This is a genomic window from Mycobacterium sp. AZCC_0083, from assembly GCF_014202335.1.
GTDB lineage: Bacteria > Actinomycetota > Actinomycetes > Mycobacteriales > Mycobacteriaceae > Mycobacterium.
Genome location: NZ_JACHGP010000017.1, coordinates 113838 through 129323 on the forward strand (window position 1 = coordinate 113838; position 15486 = coordinate 129323).

Below are 15486 nucleotides of genomic sequence, written 5' to 3' on the forward strand. Positions count from 1 at the left end.
GACGAAACGCGTGGCTGGATCAGCGGGGTGTCCAGACGGCGAGCGCGCGGCAAGCGGCGCTGACGACGGCAGCGCTCGGGGCGTAGGTCAATCGGATGTGATCGGCGTATTCCGGACCGAATGCTTCACCCGGAACTACCGCGATCCCGGCAACATCGAGGAGGGACTCGGCAACCTTGGTGCCGCTCAAACCGGTCGCCGAGACGTCTGCCCACACGTACAGCGCACCTTCCGGCACGGACGGCTGGAACCCAGCGACCGTTTCCAACGCGGAGCACAGCTCGTCGCGTCGTCGGCCGTATTCGTGGACCATTGCGCCGATCTCGTCTTGGACTCCGCTGTCGCTCAGCGCGACGATCGACGCGCGCTGTACGAACGCGGGCGCACAACCCACACTGTTCTGGATGAACCCGTCGAGAGCCTCTTGGGCCGACTCCGGGGCTGCGATGTAGCCGATGCGCCAACCGGGCATCGCGTGCGACTTCGAAAGACCGCCGATGGTGAACGTGCGGTCGGCGAGTTCTTGGTGCGCAGCGGGAGCACGATGCTGCACCCCATCGAATCGGATCTGCGCGTAGATTTCGTCCGAGACCACCCAGCAACTACTCCGTCGGCATGCCTCAGTGACGGCTGTGATCTCCCCCTCGTCCAGCACGCGTCCAGTTGGGTTGCCCGGCGTGTTCAACACAATGGCCCGGGTCCTGTCGCTCATCGCTGCGAGAAGCTCGGTGCTGTCGAAGCGGTACCCCGTGGCGGCCCCGGGCAGGACGCGGCGCACGGTCGCGGACAGCAATGTGATCATCGGTTCGTAGCTGACCCAGTGAGGTCCGACCACCACCACTTCGTCACCCGGCTCCAGGATCGCCGCCAGGCTCGCGTAGACGCCGTACTTCGCCGACGGCACCACGTAAACCCTGGAGCTGGGGACATCGACACCATGGTCCCGCCTGAGTGCCTCCGCGGCCGCCCCACGCGCTTCGGGCAACCCGGCGCTCGGCGTGTAGCGGGTGTACCCGTCTCGGAGTGCCTGCTCGGCTGCTTCGACGATCCGAGTGGGTGTAGCGAAACTCGGTTCGCCGGTTGCGAGGTCGAGGATGGTCTCACCGGCGGCACGCAATACGGCCACGCGCCGCGCGATTTCATAGGTCGCCGATTTCGGCACCGGACGGGCGGTCGGCGGGGCTTGCAGAATTGTCACGCCAGTGCTCCTTGAGGTTGCTTGCGCAATCGGACTGTGTTCTGGATCGAGCCGATCTGTGTGATCGAGCATTCGACAACGTCGCCGTTCTGGAGGAAGTCGACCGCCGAATCGCCGGCTGCCGTGCCCGCGGGACTGCCCGTGAGCACGACGTCACCGGCCGCCAGTGGCGCGGCACGCTCAATCGCGGCGATCAATTCCACTGCCGAGTGCACCATTTCGTCTAGGGAGGCGTGCTGTCTTAGCACGCCATTGACGGATGACCTCATCACCAGTTGTCCGAGCTCGGGCAATTCGTCGGCGGTCGTGATGTACGGACCGATCGGGCACGAGCGTCGCGCCGACTTCGCACACGTGACGGTCGGGTCCGTCTGTTGCAGCGCGCGCAGGGTCAGATCGTTCGCGACCGCATAGCCGAAGACGGATGAAGGGTTGGCCACGGATGCGGACGGTCGACAATCCACCACGACGGCGAGCTCGACTTCGTAATCGCAATGCTGGTCGGGCGTCGAGGTGATCATGAGGGTATCGCCGCTCGCAGCCAGCGTGCTCGGTGAACGTTCGAACAGGTGAGGGATCGGTGACGCGGACATCCCGACCTCGGCCGCGTGTGCAGCGAAGTTCGCGCCCGCTCCCACGATCCGTTGGTTGGGCGTGATCGGGCAGTGCAACGCGTCGGCGCGTACCAACTCGCCCGCCGGCTGTGGGTAGCCCCATGATTCCCAGAGCCGCGCTATCGCGATGGCCGTGCCCGTGTCCGCTGGGTCGACGCCTAGACACGGCATCGGCAGCCACTGCTCAGAATCCATGGAGACGGCGAACCCGATCCAACTTCCGCTCGAGATCCGGCCGAGCCTCATTGCGCGGCTCCAGCCTGCGCCCACGCCTCACCGATTTCCGCGGCTGTCGCATGATCGCAGCGGTATGCCGTGAGCACGTGCATCGCGGCCTCGTGCAACGACCGGTCGTCGCTGGCGACACCATCGCGGACCAACGTGACGTAATAGTCGCGCGACACGGCATCCCTGATTGTCGAGTCCACACACCCCTCAGTCGTACAGCCGGTCACGACGATCGACTCGATACCGTTGCTGCGCAACAGCATGTCGAGGTCTGTGCCGGCGAAACCGCTTGAGCGTCGCTTGTCGACGACGGCGTCGCCGTCGCGGTAGCCGAGGCCATCCAGGAACTCGTGTCCCCAGGTGCCCGGCTTGGCGAAGTCGAACTCCGGCTGTTCGGATCGTCCGTAGGTGTTCTTCATTCGCAGTTCGAACCGCAACTGCGCCGGGGACTGGAAGAGTTCGGTCTGTGTACTGGTCACGCGAACCCAGATGATCAGTACCCCGGCCGCGCGCGCCGCGTCGACAAGCGACGCGATGGTCGGAACGATCGGTGGATATGCGCTGATGTCGGCTCCGGCAGCGGCAAAGGCGCCGTCAGCGTGGCACAAGTCGTTCTGCATGTCGATGACGACCAGCGCGGTCGTGCCCCGCTCGACCAGTTCGTCCAAGGTCTCACGCACCTGCGCGCGTCGGATGGTTAGCACGGTGTCTCCTAGGTGATCTGGGTGTCGCTAAACACCGAGTCGATGCGCTTCAGGGCTGATAGGGAACGGTCGGGATTGCTGTGTATTACCGCGGTGACGATGGCGTTGATCAGCGCAACGGTCGCGGTCAGCGAGTTGCTGAGCTCCGCCGAGTCGGTTGGCACTCGCAGCACTTGTTGGGATGCCCGGGCGACGCCTGATTCTGAGCTGTCAGTGATGGCCGCCGTTTGGACGTCGGCGGCGGCGGCGCGGATGAGCAGTCGCTCGCTCGATGCGATGTAGCGCCAGAACGAGATGCCGATGACTAGATCGTCGGTTCCCAGATCGGCGATGTGGATCGCCGTCTCGATCTCGGTGGTCGGCGCGATCGCGTCGACTCCTGCAAGGCGAAGGAGGTGAGCAGCCAGTGATGCCGCGTGCGAAGAGAGTCCAGACGCCACGATCACCGTGCGGCGTGCAGCTGTGATCGTCTCGGCCAGTTCGGCGATCTTTGCCGCACTGTTCCACTCCGCAGCAAGCGCGATGTTGGCGCTGTCGCGGCTGAACACGCCGGGCACAGCGTCCTCTTCGGTCTGCCCGGCGGCCAAGGTTCTGGAGATCTTCTCTGCGGCAGTGCGGAATCGCGTGTAGTCGTCACGCAGTTGGGATTTGAGCCCGGCGAAGCCGTCGTATTCGAGCTCGTTGCAGAGCCGGACGACCGTGGCGCCGTCGACGCCGGCTTCTTGAGCAAGGGACTCGACGGTGCGCAACATCAGGGCAGCGGGGTCGGTGAGCATGATCTGGGCGAGTACGCGTCGCTTCGGTGTCAGGAACGGCATCCGATCGCGTAGGCGAGCCTCGAAGTCGGCCGTCGCGGAGCTTTCGGGCAGAACAGCGGAGCTTTCGGGCAGAACAGCGGAGCTTTCGGCCAGAACAGCGGAGCTTTCGGCAGGAGCGGGGGACTGCTTCGTCTGTGCTTTCGAGTCGCGCTTCCTCTGCGCTGTTGCAGCGGTTGCCGATTGGCGCCTGGCCTTCGGTTTCGTCTCTTTGGGCGAACCTCTTTGCGGCTCGGGTTTGTTCGTCGAACGTGCAACCCTCGCCATCAGGACTCCTTCACGGATCGGTGGTGTACAGCGACATTCGAATACTCGAGCGGAACAGCGCTTCCCCTGCTGCTCCGGGCCACGGGGTTGGGTGGTCGACGACACCGACAGCCTCCATGACGGGCGCCGTGCCTCTGCGGGCTTGGCTTCCCTTCGTGGAATGCCGCGTGCGCGCCCATCGCCGCCCTTCCGCTGGATGTTTGCGCAATCTGACGTGGGTTCACGCTAGCCGAGTTCCTGAGCTGTTGCAATCTGTGCTGCACGATCGCCCATGGTGTGCAACATTCTATGCATGACCGTAGTTCGACCGGCCGCGAGGATCCTGCGAAGACTAAGTCATGCAACATTCAGTGCAGCTGGCGCCGTCAATGCAACAGAATCAGCAATTGGTTTCGATCGTGGTTTAGGTTATCCAACAAAGGATTTGGTAACCGAAAGCCTCGATTCGCTCCACCCTCGGGTTGACAGCCGATCCCCCCGAGGCTCTAATTCCACATATTCGCTCCAGCGCCATACCACACAACGACCTGCGATAGTCCGCTGTGTGGTGCGTCTTGGAGACCGGATCTACTGGCGAGAGGCTAGAGACAGATGGCCAATACAGTCCCCACATCATCGAGTGCATCAGGCGAAGGACCGAAGCTTGAACGGGGGATTCTGACAACCCGGAACTGCGTGGCGCTGTCTGCTGCCGCGATGGCGCCTGTGCTCGCAGTCGTGCTGAACGCGCCTGCGGCCGGAGCCAACGCAGGCGCGGCCCTGCCCGTCGCGTTCCTGCTGGCGTTCGTTGCCGCGTTGTTCGTGTCCAACACCGTCATCGAGTTCACGAAGAAGCTTCCTTCCTCGGGCTCCTTCTACACGTTCTGTACCAAATCGATCGGTAGCCTCGCAGGGTTTCTCACCGGGTGGATCTACGCCGCGGCGTTCGTCGCGTTGACGATCGGGCTCTTCACCGCGAACGGTGCCTTCATGCATACCTACCTGCAGTCGACCTTCGGTTGGGACGTCCCGTGGTGGCTCCTCGGGATCATCCTGGTAGGACTGGCGATGATCCTGTCGGTGCGGAGCATCAGGACATCGGTGCGGCTGGACCTCATCCTGCTCGCAGCGGAGATGTTCGTCTTCGCCTTGCTGGCGCTCATCGCCATCATCCGTGCGGGCAGCGGCAACAGCCTCTCGTACTTCAACCCGACTTCCGGCCCGAACGGTCTTTCCGGGGTGGGCCTGGGTGTCGTCTTCGGACTCTTGTCTTACATCGGCTTCGAGGCCGCAGCAACATTGGGTGAGGAGACCGCCAACCCCAAACGCAATGTGCCGCTGGCCATCCGAGCTGCGCTCATCGGAGTCGGCGTGTTCTTCGTCTTCGTACTGTACGGACTGGCGGCCGGCTTCCATCTGAACACCGCCGAGGGACTGACGAACTTCCTTGCCAGCCCTGCCCAGTTCACCTCCCTGGCCGAGCAGAACGCCCCATGGCTCACGCAGCCCGTGGAGTTCGCCGCGGTTGCCGGCTTGTTCTCGTGCATGCTCGCAGTGCTCAACACGACAGTTCGGGTCATGTACGCGATGGCAAGTGAGCGGGTACTCCCGCCCGTGCTCTCGCGAATCCATCCGAAGTTCCGCTCGCCGTTCATCTCGATCTACGTGCTGGTCGGCTTCTCGGTCATCGTCGGCATCGCGCTGTCGCTATGGGTGGGTTCCGGCCTGACCGACGTCTACGGATTCACCGGCTCGATCGGCACCATCGGTGTCATCCTTGTCTACGCGATGGCCAACGTCGGCCTCATCAGATTCTATTGGGGGGAAGCCGATTTCAACGCCTGGCGGCACTTGGTTGCGCCGGTGATCGGCACCGCCGTGTTGCTCTATCCCTTGTGGTCGACGGTGAAGCCTGGCCAAGACTTCCCGTACAACCACGTCAGCCAGATCGTTCTCGTCTGGCTCCTGATCGGGCTGGCCGTCTACTACTACATCAAGCGCACGGCGCCCGAGAAGCTTGCCGCGATGGGCGCAACGATGGCCACAGACGACATCGACTTCGCAGAGGGGAAGTCGCCAAGCCTGTCGCCGGACGGCCTGCCCGACGTGGATCCCGCGCTCGAGAAGCCCTGACAGAGGACACCATGACCAAGAAACTCACCGACAAGGTCGCCATCGTCACCGGTGGCGCACGAGGGATCGGCGGCCAGATCGCGATGGCGTTCGCCGCCGAGGGCGCCGACGTGGTCATCGCCGACGTGCTGAGCGAGGCGGCGGCAGAGCGGGTGATCGCGTCCATCGCCGAGTCCGGCCGTCGCTCTCGGTTCGTGCACACCAACGTCGCCGACGAGAAGCAGGTGCGCGCAATGGTCGACATCGCAGTCGCCGAGTTCGGCAGGGTCGACATTCTGGTCAACAACGCTGGGACCTTCAGCGAGCACGGATGCGAAGACCTCTCGATCGAAGAGTTCGACAGGGTAGTCGGAGTGAACCTGCGCGGCTCCTTCATGTGCAGCAGATTCGTGATCCCGGGCATGCTCGAGCGCAAGAGCGGCGTGATCATCAACGTCGCCTCGCAGCTCGGCCAGATCGGCGGGCTGGACATGGTCCACTACTGCGCGAGCAAGGCCGGGATCATTGGGATGACCAAGGCGATGGCTCGGGAGGTCGCCACCAGAGGCGTTCGAGTCAACGCCATCGCACCCGGCCCGATCGTGACGGACATGATGGCCGAGGAGAGCGAGGAGTGGGCCGCCCGCAAGCTCTCCGAGCTGCCGATGGCGCGCTTCGGAGAAGTGGACGAAGTGGCGCCGACGGCGGTCTTCCTCGCTTCCGAAGACTCCTCCTACTACGTCGGCCAGACGCTCTGCCCCAACGGCGGAGACGTAATGCTCTGAGAGGGGCACCTCTTTGGAAAGTTGAGACGTCCATGTTTGAACTCACTGGCCGGGTAGCACTCATTACCGGGGCTGCCTCTGGGATCGGTGCGGCAACCGCAAGGGTGTTCGCCGAGGCGGGCGCCAACCTGGCATTGGCCTGGTATCCGCCGGACGGTCACGACATCGGCATCGTCGAAGATGCGGTGGCGAAGGCAGGAACACGGAGCATTGCGGTCGAGGTTGACGTACGTAGCACGGCGGACGTCGATTCGATCGTCGAACAGGCGGTGTCGAAGTTCGGCCGCCTCGACATCGTCGTGGCCAACGCCGGGATCGCCCGCAAGGTCGATCTTGCGGACCTGGACGACGACGCGTGGCAGGCAGTGATCGACGTCGATCTCAACGGTGCCTGGCGGTGCTTCCGAGCCGCGCTGCCACACATGCGTGAGGCGGGCTACGGGCGGTTGCTGGCAACCTCCTCGGCCGCTGGCACCGTACAGGGGTGGCCGAAGCTTCCCCACTACACCGCGGCGAAGGCGGGACTGGGCGGACTCATCAAGACACTCGCCGTCGAATACGGGCCGGACGGTGTGACCGCCAACGCGGTCGCACCTGGCGTCATCGACACCCCACAGGCCAACGACCCGGTCAACTCACTCGGCCCCGACGGGGTCAAGGAGGTCGCAGCCAAGATGCCCTCGGGACGGTTGGGTCAGCCGGAGGACATCGCGTACGTCTACCAGTTCCTGGCCAGCGAGCAAGGTGCCCACGTGAGTGGACAAGTGATCGCTGCCGACGGCGCGCGCTATCTCGCCGGGCTGGGTTAGAACGTCGTCGCTCTGTCCAGACGGGATCGCAGTGTCGCGCCGATCTGGGGCCCAACGCTAAAACACGAGGAGTAGGCATGACTGAGGACGTTTCATTCTTCCGCCGCGGCGACGACGTCGATGTGGCCGGCCCGCCACGGGAGATCGTCGGCTACGGCGAGCACCCCCCGATGATCCGGTGGGCAGGCGACGCGAAGGTCGCGATCCAGCTCGTCGTGAACTACGAGGAAGGCTCTGAGAAAACCTACGCAATGGGCGACGGCGAGAATGACATCCTCTACGAGCTGCCGTTCAAGCTCGAAGGTCAACGTGACCTGGCTGTCGAGTCAATGTACGAGTACGGCTCGCGGGCCGGTATCTGGCGGCTGTTCCGGATCTTCGACAATGCGGGCATCCCCGTCACCTTCTTCGCGTCCGCGGTCGCCCTCGAGCGCAACCCGGACGTCGCGGTCAAACTAGCCGCCCGTGGGGACGAGGCCGCAGGCCACGGATACCGGTGGAGCAATCACTTCGAGATGACGCGCGAGCAGGAGCGTGAGGCGATTCGACGCGCGATCCTGTCCATCGAGGAGACCACAGGAACTCGACCCGTCGGCTGGTACTGCCGCGAGATGAGCACCAACACTCGCGAGCTGGTGGTCGAGGAGGGCGGCTTCGAGTACGACTCGGATTGCTACAACGACGATTTGCCGTACTGGACTCGTATCGGCGGACGGACACACCTGGTGGTGCCGTACTCCCTCGTGGTCAACGATGCGCGATACATCGTCGGCACGGGGTACGGCAGTCCTGAAGACTTCTTCATGACGGCCAAGGCCACGCTTGATCGACTTCGCAACGACGGCGACGACCTCGGGCGGATGATGTCGATCGGCGTCCATCCGCGGATGAGCGGCAACCCTGCGCGCTCAGACGGACTGGCCCGCTTCATCGACTACGCCCAGCAGTTCACTGACGTCGCCTTCGCGCGCCGTGTGGACATCGCCCACGATTTCGCTGAGCAGTACCCGGCGTCGAAGGCGTTCTCGGATGTCGCCCTCGTCAGGGACGCCGCCTCTCGATGAACGGCGAAAGGTAGACGCGGGCAACGCCTTTACTGCAATCGTCCGCAGACAGTCAGAGACATCCACGGCTTGTTCTACGACGCGTGAGCTTGCCCGGCAGGCGATGCGACCGTGGACCGCGCTGCCGCACGACCCGCCAGGAGCAGCAAGATCACTGCAACAGAACCGAAGACGACGTTGCTCACCAAATCCACCGTGGGTGAGCCACCGTCTGATGGGGCCATCGGGAACGCCAGCCACACACAGGTCAGGGTCGCACCTGCGGCGAGCGCAGAGCGATGGCGCTCGTTCCAGCCGCGTTGCCGCGACCACCGCGAGATCATCAGGACCCCGACGGCGACGACGAGGCACCACGCGAACACACCGGCCCACTCGCGCCATGCGGACTCGTTGAAGCCCGAAGCCATCCAGTAACCGCTGGTTGCCACCAGTGCAGCGGTGCCGACGAGCCACGGTGACGGCGCCCGGCCGTCCAACGGCGGCAGTCGGCGTGACCGGATGGCGAACGCGGCGATCACCAGTCCGACGATGGCGATGCCGATCCAGATCTGATGCGACCACGGGGCGATGAACCGGTACTCGGTGAAGTTCCCCCAGAACACGAACACCGCTCCGAGCGCGAAAATCGTTGCGACGACGATCAATCCGGTGCGGCCCAGCCAGGGCGTGCTGCCTCGGTCTCGGGCGAAGGTCTCGACAAGTGCGATGGGCACGCAGATGCTCCACACGGCGTGCAGCGCGATCACGGTCTGGATGAGCGCGATGCTGGTGCCGAGCGCAGGCACGTAGGTGGCGGTGTGGAAGTCGTCGACACCGAGGTAGGCGTCGTTCCACAGCAGCTGATCGAGCGGTCCTTCTTCGATGAGCGCATAGGCGCACGCCAGCAGTCCGATGGTGGGCCACCCGCCGCCGTAGCGACGTCCGAGCTCGCGCACCAGGATTGCCCCGCCCCCGTACATGGGGGCGAGGAGGACGCCGATGAGGAGGCCACCGATGGTGATGTTGCCGAGCAGGAACTCGCCGACGAACGGCGCGAGCAGGAAGAGGCCGATGACGGGAGCCAGCCGTCGCAGGAGAGCCACGACGCCGAGCCTACCGCAATAATTCGACTAGTCAGGTTAAGATTGACGAATGGCCAGAACCGTCAACCACGAGCAACAGCAGATCCGCCGCGAGGCCATCACCTCTGCAGCGGCTGCCCTGTTCGCCAGGCAGGGGTTCGCCGAGACGTCGACGGCCGACATCGCCAAGGCCGCAGGGATCAGCACGGGCAGCCTGTTCTACTACTTCCCGGACAAGGCGGCGATCTTCCGAGGAATCTTCGAACAGGACATCCCCGAGAGCCGCCGGCTGTTCGAGAAGCACGACGAGACCGACGATCCAGCCGCCTCGATCCTCGAAGCCGTTGCCACGCTGGCGAATCCGGCTCGCGACGAGCTGGCGCCCGGCCTGTTCGTCGAACTTCTCCGCCGTGCGGGCAACGATCCGCAACTCATGGAGATCGTCGTCGCGAACGAGGCGATCGTGCAGGACGGTCTCGCGTCGTTGATCCGCAGGGCTGCCGGCAACGGACACGTCGACAAGGGGCTGGACCCTGCTGTAGCGGCAACCTGGATTCGCAGGATCATCGACGCCGTCTACCTGAACGCGGGCGACGGCGCCAGCGTCGACCCCGTCCCGATGCTTCGGCTGATCATCGCCCGGTTCCTCGGGATCGAGACGACGCCGAAGACCCCACGACGTCCTCCCAAGAAGCTCCGATGACCACCTCCGATCAGATCTCGATCGCACCAGCCCAGGCGCGCAGTCCGGCGAGGAACCCGCTCCGCTGCGCGACAGTCAGTTGCCCCAGCGCCCGAGCCAACGGTGCAGTGCGCCGCGCCACGAATTGCTCTACGTCGGCGCGCTGCGCGCTCTGCAGCGACACCAGCGTGCGACGGCGATCAGCGGCGTCGGCGTGGCGTTCGACATATCCGGCGTGATCGAGGTCCGCAATGAGCTGGCTGGCATTCGTCAAACCGAGGCCGAGTTGTCGGGCTAGCTCACCCACCGAGACGGGTCCGGTGTAGAGCAATCGGGCCAGCACGGCGCCGTGCCGATTTCCCAACCCAGCGTCAACGAAGTCCGCACGCAACTGTGGCGGCATGTCGGCGTGCGCACGCTTGAAATGGTTGGCCAGCAACGGGACCAACGCTTGGAGCTCAAGCAGTTCCTCGGCATCGAGCGCGGCGCCCGGAGGCACGCCCATCGACGTAGGAGCTCCCTCTCGTCGCGTCATCGATCTGACCTCCACCGGCTGGGGTTGGCAAGCATGATATAGTTCTAATATCTGAACTGTTCAGATATAAGAACCTTCTAGCGGGAGACGCCGTGACCTCCAACCAGTACTTCGAAGGCATCTACCGGGCCCATCGACCGGACGGTAACCCGGTCTCTGGCGCAGGATGGGACATCGGCAGCCCGCAACCCATGCTGGTCGAACTCGACCGTCGCGGCGCCATCACCGGCACGGTACTCGACGCCGGCTGCGGCACCGGCGACAACGCTCTCTATCTGGCCAAACAGGGATACACGGTGACTGGGCTCGACGCAGCGCCGTCCGCGATAGCCCACGCTCGCAGCAAGGCTGAGCAGCTTCGCCTGACCATTGAGTTGGCGGTCGCCGACGCGCTGGACCTAACTGCGTACCAGGATCGGTTCGAGACGATCATCGACTCCGGGTTGTTCCACACCTTCGCCAACACCGACCAGGCCCGCTATCTTGCTTCCCTCCACCGCGCCGCTCGTGACGGAGCCCGCCTTCACGTATTGGCAATCAGCGACATGGCAACGGGAAGCCAGGGTCCTCGCCGGCTCACCGAAACCGAGATGCGAGGGGCGTTCACTGACGGTTGGGTCCTCGACGACCTCGAGCGCGTCGCCATGTCGGGTGCACTACCCGGCGAACCACATAGCGTTGATATCCCGTCGTGGCTTGCGACAGCTCACCGTCGGTGAACGAAGTAGGGCCGCCGCGGTGACCTACCGGAATGTCAACCGACCACACCCCGTCCACTGACGAAGGGACATGTCGTGCCCACCATCGATGCTCTCGATTCGACCATCTACTACCGGGAATCAGGCAGTGGGACGGCCATGGTCCTCCTCCACGGCAATCCAGGCTCGTCGCACCTGTGGCGCAACGTGATCCCCAACCTGGGTAGTCGGCGGCTGCTGGCACCAGACCTCATCGGAATGGGCCGATCTGGAAAGCCGGACGTCGCGTACAGCTTCGCCGACCACGCCCGCTACCTCGACGCCTGGTTTGATGCCCTCCATCTGGACCGGGTAATCCTTGTCGGTCACGACTGGGGCGGCGCGCTCGCCTTCGACTGGGCGGCCCGCCACCCCGAACGGGTACTCGGCATTGCGTTTCTGGAGAGCGTTGTCAAACCAATGGCGTGGGAAGAGCTTTCACAGCAGACCCGCCAACGGTGGGAGGCGATTCGGACTCCCGGCGAAGGCGAAGCCATGGTGCTCGAGCAGAATCTGTTCCTCCGTGGGGCGTTCACTGGGGGCGGCGTCCTCACCCCGGTCAGCGACGTAGACATGCAGGCGTATCTTGAGCCATTCCCGACTCCCGGCAGCCGCCGCCCCATTCTTGCCTGGGCGCGCGAGCTTCCTCTCGGCGGCGAACCGGCCGGACTGGTTGCCCGCATCGAGACCTACGACGCCTGGCTGGCGGTCAGCTCGGACGTGCCCAAGTTGCTCATGACCTTCGAGGGCGCGCCGTCGCTGCTGATCGGCAAGGAAATGGCCGACTGGTGCGCGGCTCACATCGCCTCGCTGGAAATCGTCGCCTGCGGTCAGGCCGGGCACCACGCTCCGGAGGATCGTCCGAACGAGATCGCGGCGGCAGTGTCCGCCTGGGCAGACGAGCACGGGCTGCGCTAACGACCGCCTGTAGGGGTGCCGACGCTGCAGCACGGCCATAGTTACCGGATTGGTCGAGCAGATCCCCGATCAACGGCGGAGTAGGCCGTTCATCATCGCATCTCGCAGGGGATGACCTGCTACGTGCCATTGGCTCAGAATCATTGCCTACAGGGCACTTTCAAGTGGCGTTTGTTGCCTAGTGACGGTGGTTCACAGTGACCGCGTGATCGAAGGCCACGGGGAACGATCTGCGTCGGGGAGCGACGTGGTGGAGCGCACGAGCACCCGCGTGATCTTCAGCGCAATCTCGGTGGTACCGCTAGGACACATCGGAGTAACGCCACTCCACTTGTCTTGAGCCAGAGGTAGCGAGCAGATCCGAGAGGGGTCGTAATGACCGACATGTTCCATCTGGGCTGGTTCCTGAACTTCGTCGCCGACGAGTGGAACGGAAACTGGGGCGACGGCGGGCGGGACTTCACCGGCGACTTCTACGTCGAGATGGCCAAAGACCTCGAGCGCGCCAAGTTCGACTACGTCCTGATCGAGGACAAGCTGATGGTCTCGACGGCCTACGGCGGCACGATGGAGCACGACCTCAAGCACGGGGTGAACCCCAAACACGACCCGGTTCCGCTGGCCGTGCTGATGGCCGCGGCCACCACCCGGCTCGGCGTCGTCCCCACGATGTCGACCAGCTTCTACCCGCCGTTCCTGCTGGCCCGGCTGTGCAGCACCATCGACCACATCGCCCGCGGACGCTTCGGCTGGAACGTCGTCACCTCAGGCGAAGACCGCTCCGCGCAGAACTTCGGCCTCGACAAGCTCTGGGAACACGATGAGCGCTACGTGCGAGCCAGTGAGTACCTGGAACTGGTCAGCAAGCTGTGGGAGTCGTGGGAACCCGACGCCATCGAGCGCGACTACATGACGGGGACCTACGCCAACCACAAGAAGGTCCACACCATCGACTTCGAGGGCAAGTACTTCAAGTCCCGGGGTCCGCTGAACACCGCGCCGTCACCCCAGTACCGCCCGACGATCGCCCAGGCCGGCGCGTCGCCGCCAGGCCGCGAACTGGCCGCGCAGCACGCCGATACCATCGTCGCGCCCGCCAACGGCGTCGAGGCGATGAAGGCCTACCGCGATGACATCCATGCCAGGATGAAGGCCAACGGCCGCGATCCTGCGCACTGCAAGCTGCTCTACCTCGTCACCCCGATCGTCGCCGACACCCACGAGGAGGCGCTGGCCAAGCAGGAGCGGTGGTTCACCGACCCGCTCTACATCGAGTACATGCTGGCCGAGATCTCCTCCATCACCGAGATCGACTTCGCCCAGTTCGATCTCGATGAGCCGATGCCTTCGGACGTGACGACGAACGGCGAGCGCGGCGCCCTCGAGAGCTTCCTTGCCCGCGGAAAGGGCAAGACGCTGCGTGAGATCGTCACCGGCAGTGGGCTGTCCGGCAACGTCCCCTTCGTGGGCACACCCGCCGAAGTGGCCGACGAGATGGGCGCAGTGATGGATCAGGTGGGTGGCGACGGCTTCCTGATCACCAGTCCGGTGATGCGACTCAACCGTCGCTACGTCACCGAGATCACCGACGGCTTGATCCCGGAACTGCAGAAGCGCGGTCTGGTCCGCTCCGAGTACACCACCACGATGCTGCGCGACCACCTGCGCGAGTTCTGATGACCGACAAGCGGTTACATCTCGGCTGGTTCATGAACTTCACGACCAACGAGTGGAACACGCCGTTCGGCAACGACGGCATGCCGTGGAACGGGAAGTTCTACATCGAGATGGCCCAGGCGATGGAGAAGGCCTGCTTCGACTACATCATGATCGAGGACACCCTCATGGTGTCCGAGGCCTACGGCGGCAACTCCGAGGTGTATCTGAAGTACGCGACCATGGCGCCCAAACACGACCCGGCGCCGCTGGCGGCGATCATGGCTGCGGCCACGTCGAAGATGGGCGTGGTTGCGACGATGTCGACGACGTTCTATCCGCCGTTCCTGCTCGCCCGCCTCGCCTCCACCCTCGACAGCATCGCCGAGGGCCGCTTCGGCTGGAACATCGTGACCTCCGGTGAGGATGGCTCGGCGCAGAACTTCGGCATGGACAAGCTGACCGAGCACGACCTGCGCTATGACATCGCCGACGAGTACGTCGACCTCGTCTGCCAGCTGTGGGACTCGTGGGAGCCCGATGCGGTGATCCGCGACCAGGAGACCAACACCTACGCCGATTTCAAGAAGGTGCACGCAATCCACTTCGCGGGCAAGTACTTCAAGTCCCGGGGCCCGTTGAACACGGTGCGCTCGCCGCAGGGCCAACCCACGTTCGTGCAGGCCGGGGGATCGCCGAAGGGCCGCCAGTTCGCCGCGAAGTACGCGGACTCCATCATCGCCGTCGCCAACGGGGTGGAGGGCATGAAGTCCTATCGCGATGACGTCCGGGCGCGGGCCGCCGCGCAGGGCCGCAACCCCGACGACATCAAGGTGCTGTTCGTCGTGAGCCCCACGTTGGGCTCGACGGAGGAGGAGGCGCTGGCCCGTAAGAAGGCGGCGTCCGAGGATCCGGCGTTCTTCGAGCAGTCACTGGCCAGCATCTCATCGGTCACCGACATCGACTTCTCGCAGTACGAGCTCGACGAGCCGCTGCCGGACCTGGAGACCAACGGCGAGCGCGGTTCGCTGGACAAGTTCGCGCAGTGGGGCAGCGGTAAGACGTTGCGGCAGTTGGTTCTCGACGCAGGCGGAACGTCCGACTCGATCGAGCTGGTCGGCACTCCCGATCAGGTCGCCGACAAGATGGGCGAGGCGATGGCGGAGGTCGGCGGTGACGGCTTCCTCATCAGCACTCAGAGGGTCAGCACGCAGTACATCACCGAGATCTGCGACGGGCTCATTCCTGCGTTGCAGCGCAAGGGATTAGCTCGCACGGAGTACGCCCACACGCACCTGCGAGACACATTGCGCGAGTTCTGA

Annotated in this window: 15 protein-coding genes; 9 read left to right on the forward strand and 6 right to left on the reverse strand. The window is 64.4% G+C overall.

Annotation, left to right across the window (positions count from 1 at the left end; translation table 11 throughout):
* Window positions 1-19 precede the first annotated feature (19 nt).
* The 4 genes from HNP02_RS33300 to HNP02_RS33315 are packed head-to-tail and all read right to left on the reverse strand — an operon-like array spanning window position 20 to window position 3826.
* Window positions 20-1198, reverse strand: a complete 1179-nt coding sequence (locus HNP02_RS33300; protein WP_184444928.1) for a pyridoxal phosphate-dependent aminotransferase — start codon at window positions 1196-1198, stop codon at window positions 20-22.
* Window positions 1195-2058: a fumarylacetoacetate hydrolase family protein gene (locus HNP02_RS33305; protein ID WP_184444929.1), complete on the reverse strand. Its 864-nt coding sequence runs from the start codon at window positions 2056-2058 to the stop codon at window positions 1195-1197. Before HNP02_RS33305 ends, HNP02_RS33300 begins: the two co-directional genes overlap by 4 nt.
* Window positions 2055-2744 (reverse strand): cysteine hydrolase family protein, encoded by a 690-nt coding sequence (locus tag HNP02_RS33310; RefSeq protein WP_184444930.1) that lies wholly within the window; start codon window positions 2742-2744, stop codon window positions 2055-2057. Before HNP02_RS33310 ends, HNP02_RS33305 begins: the two co-directional genes overlap by 4 nt.
* A gap of 8 nt (window positions 2745-2752) precedes the next feature.
* The gene (locus HNP02_RS33315; protein WP_255507240.1) at window positions 2753-3826 is read right to left on the reverse strand and encodes a MurR/RpiR family transcriptional regulator; all 1074 of its coding nucleotides are present in this window, start codon (window positions 3824-3826) and stop codon (window positions 2753-2755) included.
* Between the two features lie 696 nt (window positions 3827-4522).
* Between HNP02_RS33315 and HNP02_RS33320 the strand changes: the two genes are divergently transcribed.
* From HNP02_RS33320 to HNP02_RS33335, 4 genes are all read left to right on the forward strand, one after another.
* Complete coding sequence (locus HNP02_RS33320) at window positions 4523-5938, forward strand: APC family permease (protein WP_184444932.1); 1416 nt, start codon at window positions 4523-4525, stop codon at window positions 5936-5938.
* Between the two features lie 11 nt (window positions 5939-5949).
* Entirely contained in the window at window positions 5950-6702 is a 753-nt protein-coding gene (locus HNP02_RS33325) for an SDR family NAD(P)-dependent oxidoreductase (RefSeq protein WP_184444933.1), read from the forward strand.
* Window positions 6703-6734: 32 nt separating this feature from the next.
* Window positions 6735-7511, forward strand: coding sequence for an SDR family NAD(P)-dependent oxidoreductase (locus tag HNP02_RS33330; RefSeq protein ID WP_184444934.1), 777 nt, complete (start codon window positions 6735-6737; stop codon window positions 7509-7511).
* A 77-nt stretch (window positions 7512-7588) separates the two neighbouring features.
* A complete protein-coding gene (locus HNP02_RS33335) occupies window positions 7589-8575 on the forward strand; it encodes a polysaccharide deacetylase family protein (RefSeq protein WP_184444935.1) in 987 nt (328 codons plus the stop codon).
* 74 nt (window positions 8576-8649) lie between these two features.
* On the opposite strand, the gene HNP02_RS33340 is transcribed toward HNP02_RS33335, so the two are convergent.
* Entirely contained in the window at window positions 8650-9657 is a 1008-nt protein-coding gene (locus HNP02_RS33340) for a DUF998 domain-containing protein (RefSeq protein ID WP_184444936.1), read from the reverse strand.
* Between the two features lie 49 nt (window positions 9658-9706).
* Here HNP02_RS33340 and HNP02_RS33345 point away from each other — a divergent pair, with 49 nt between their 5' ends.
* The gene (locus HNP02_RS33345) at window positions 9707-10339 is read left to right on the forward strand and encodes a TetR/AcrR family transcriptional regulator (RefSeq protein WP_184444937.1); all 633 of its coding nucleotides are present in this window, start codon (window positions 9707-9709) and stop codon (window positions 10337-10339) included.
* 10 nt (window positions 10340-10349) lie between these two features.
* On the opposite strand, the gene HNP02_RS33350 is transcribed toward HNP02_RS33345, so the two are convergent.
* Window positions 10350-10853 (reverse strand): MarR family winged helix-turn-helix transcriptional regulator, encoded by a 504-nt coding sequence (locus tag HNP02_RS33350; protein WP_184444938.1) that lies wholly within the window; start codon window positions 10851-10853, stop codon window positions 10350-10352.
* A 92-nt stretch (window positions 10854-10945) separates the two neighbouring features.
* On the opposite strand from HNP02_RS33350, the gene HNP02_RS33355 reads away from it, so the two are divergent.
* The 4 genes from HNP02_RS33355 (at window position 10946) to HNP02_RS33370 (ending at window position 15486) form a co-directional block, all read left to right on the forward strand.
* Window positions 10946-11572 (forward strand): class I SAM-dependent methyltransferase, encoded by a 627-nt coding sequence (locus HNP02_RS33355; RefSeq protein WP_184444939.1) that lies wholly within the window; start codon window positions 10946-10948, stop codon window positions 11570-11572.
* Between the two features lie 75 nt (window positions 11573-11647).
* On the forward strand, window positions 11648-12508 hold the full coding sequence (locus HNP02_RS33360; RefSeq protein WP_184444940.1) for a haloalkane dehalogenase: 861 nt from the start codon (window positions 11648-11650) through the stop codon (window positions 12506-12508).
* A 375-nt stretch (window positions 12509-12883) separates the two neighbouring features.
* The gene (locus tag HNP02_RS33365; RefSeq protein ID WP_184444941.1) at window positions 12884-14185 is read left to right on the forward strand and encodes an NtaA/DmoA family FMN-dependent monooxygenase; all 1302 of its coding nucleotides are present in this window, start codon (window positions 12884-12886) and stop codon (window positions 14183-14185) included.
* Window positions 14185-15486, forward strand: coding sequence for an NtaA/DmoA family FMN-dependent monooxygenase (locus HNP02_RS33370; RefSeq protein ID WP_184444942.1), 1302 nt, complete (start codon window positions 14185-14187; stop codon window positions 15484-15486). Before HNP02_RS33365 ends, HNP02_RS33370 begins: the two co-directional genes overlap by 1 nt.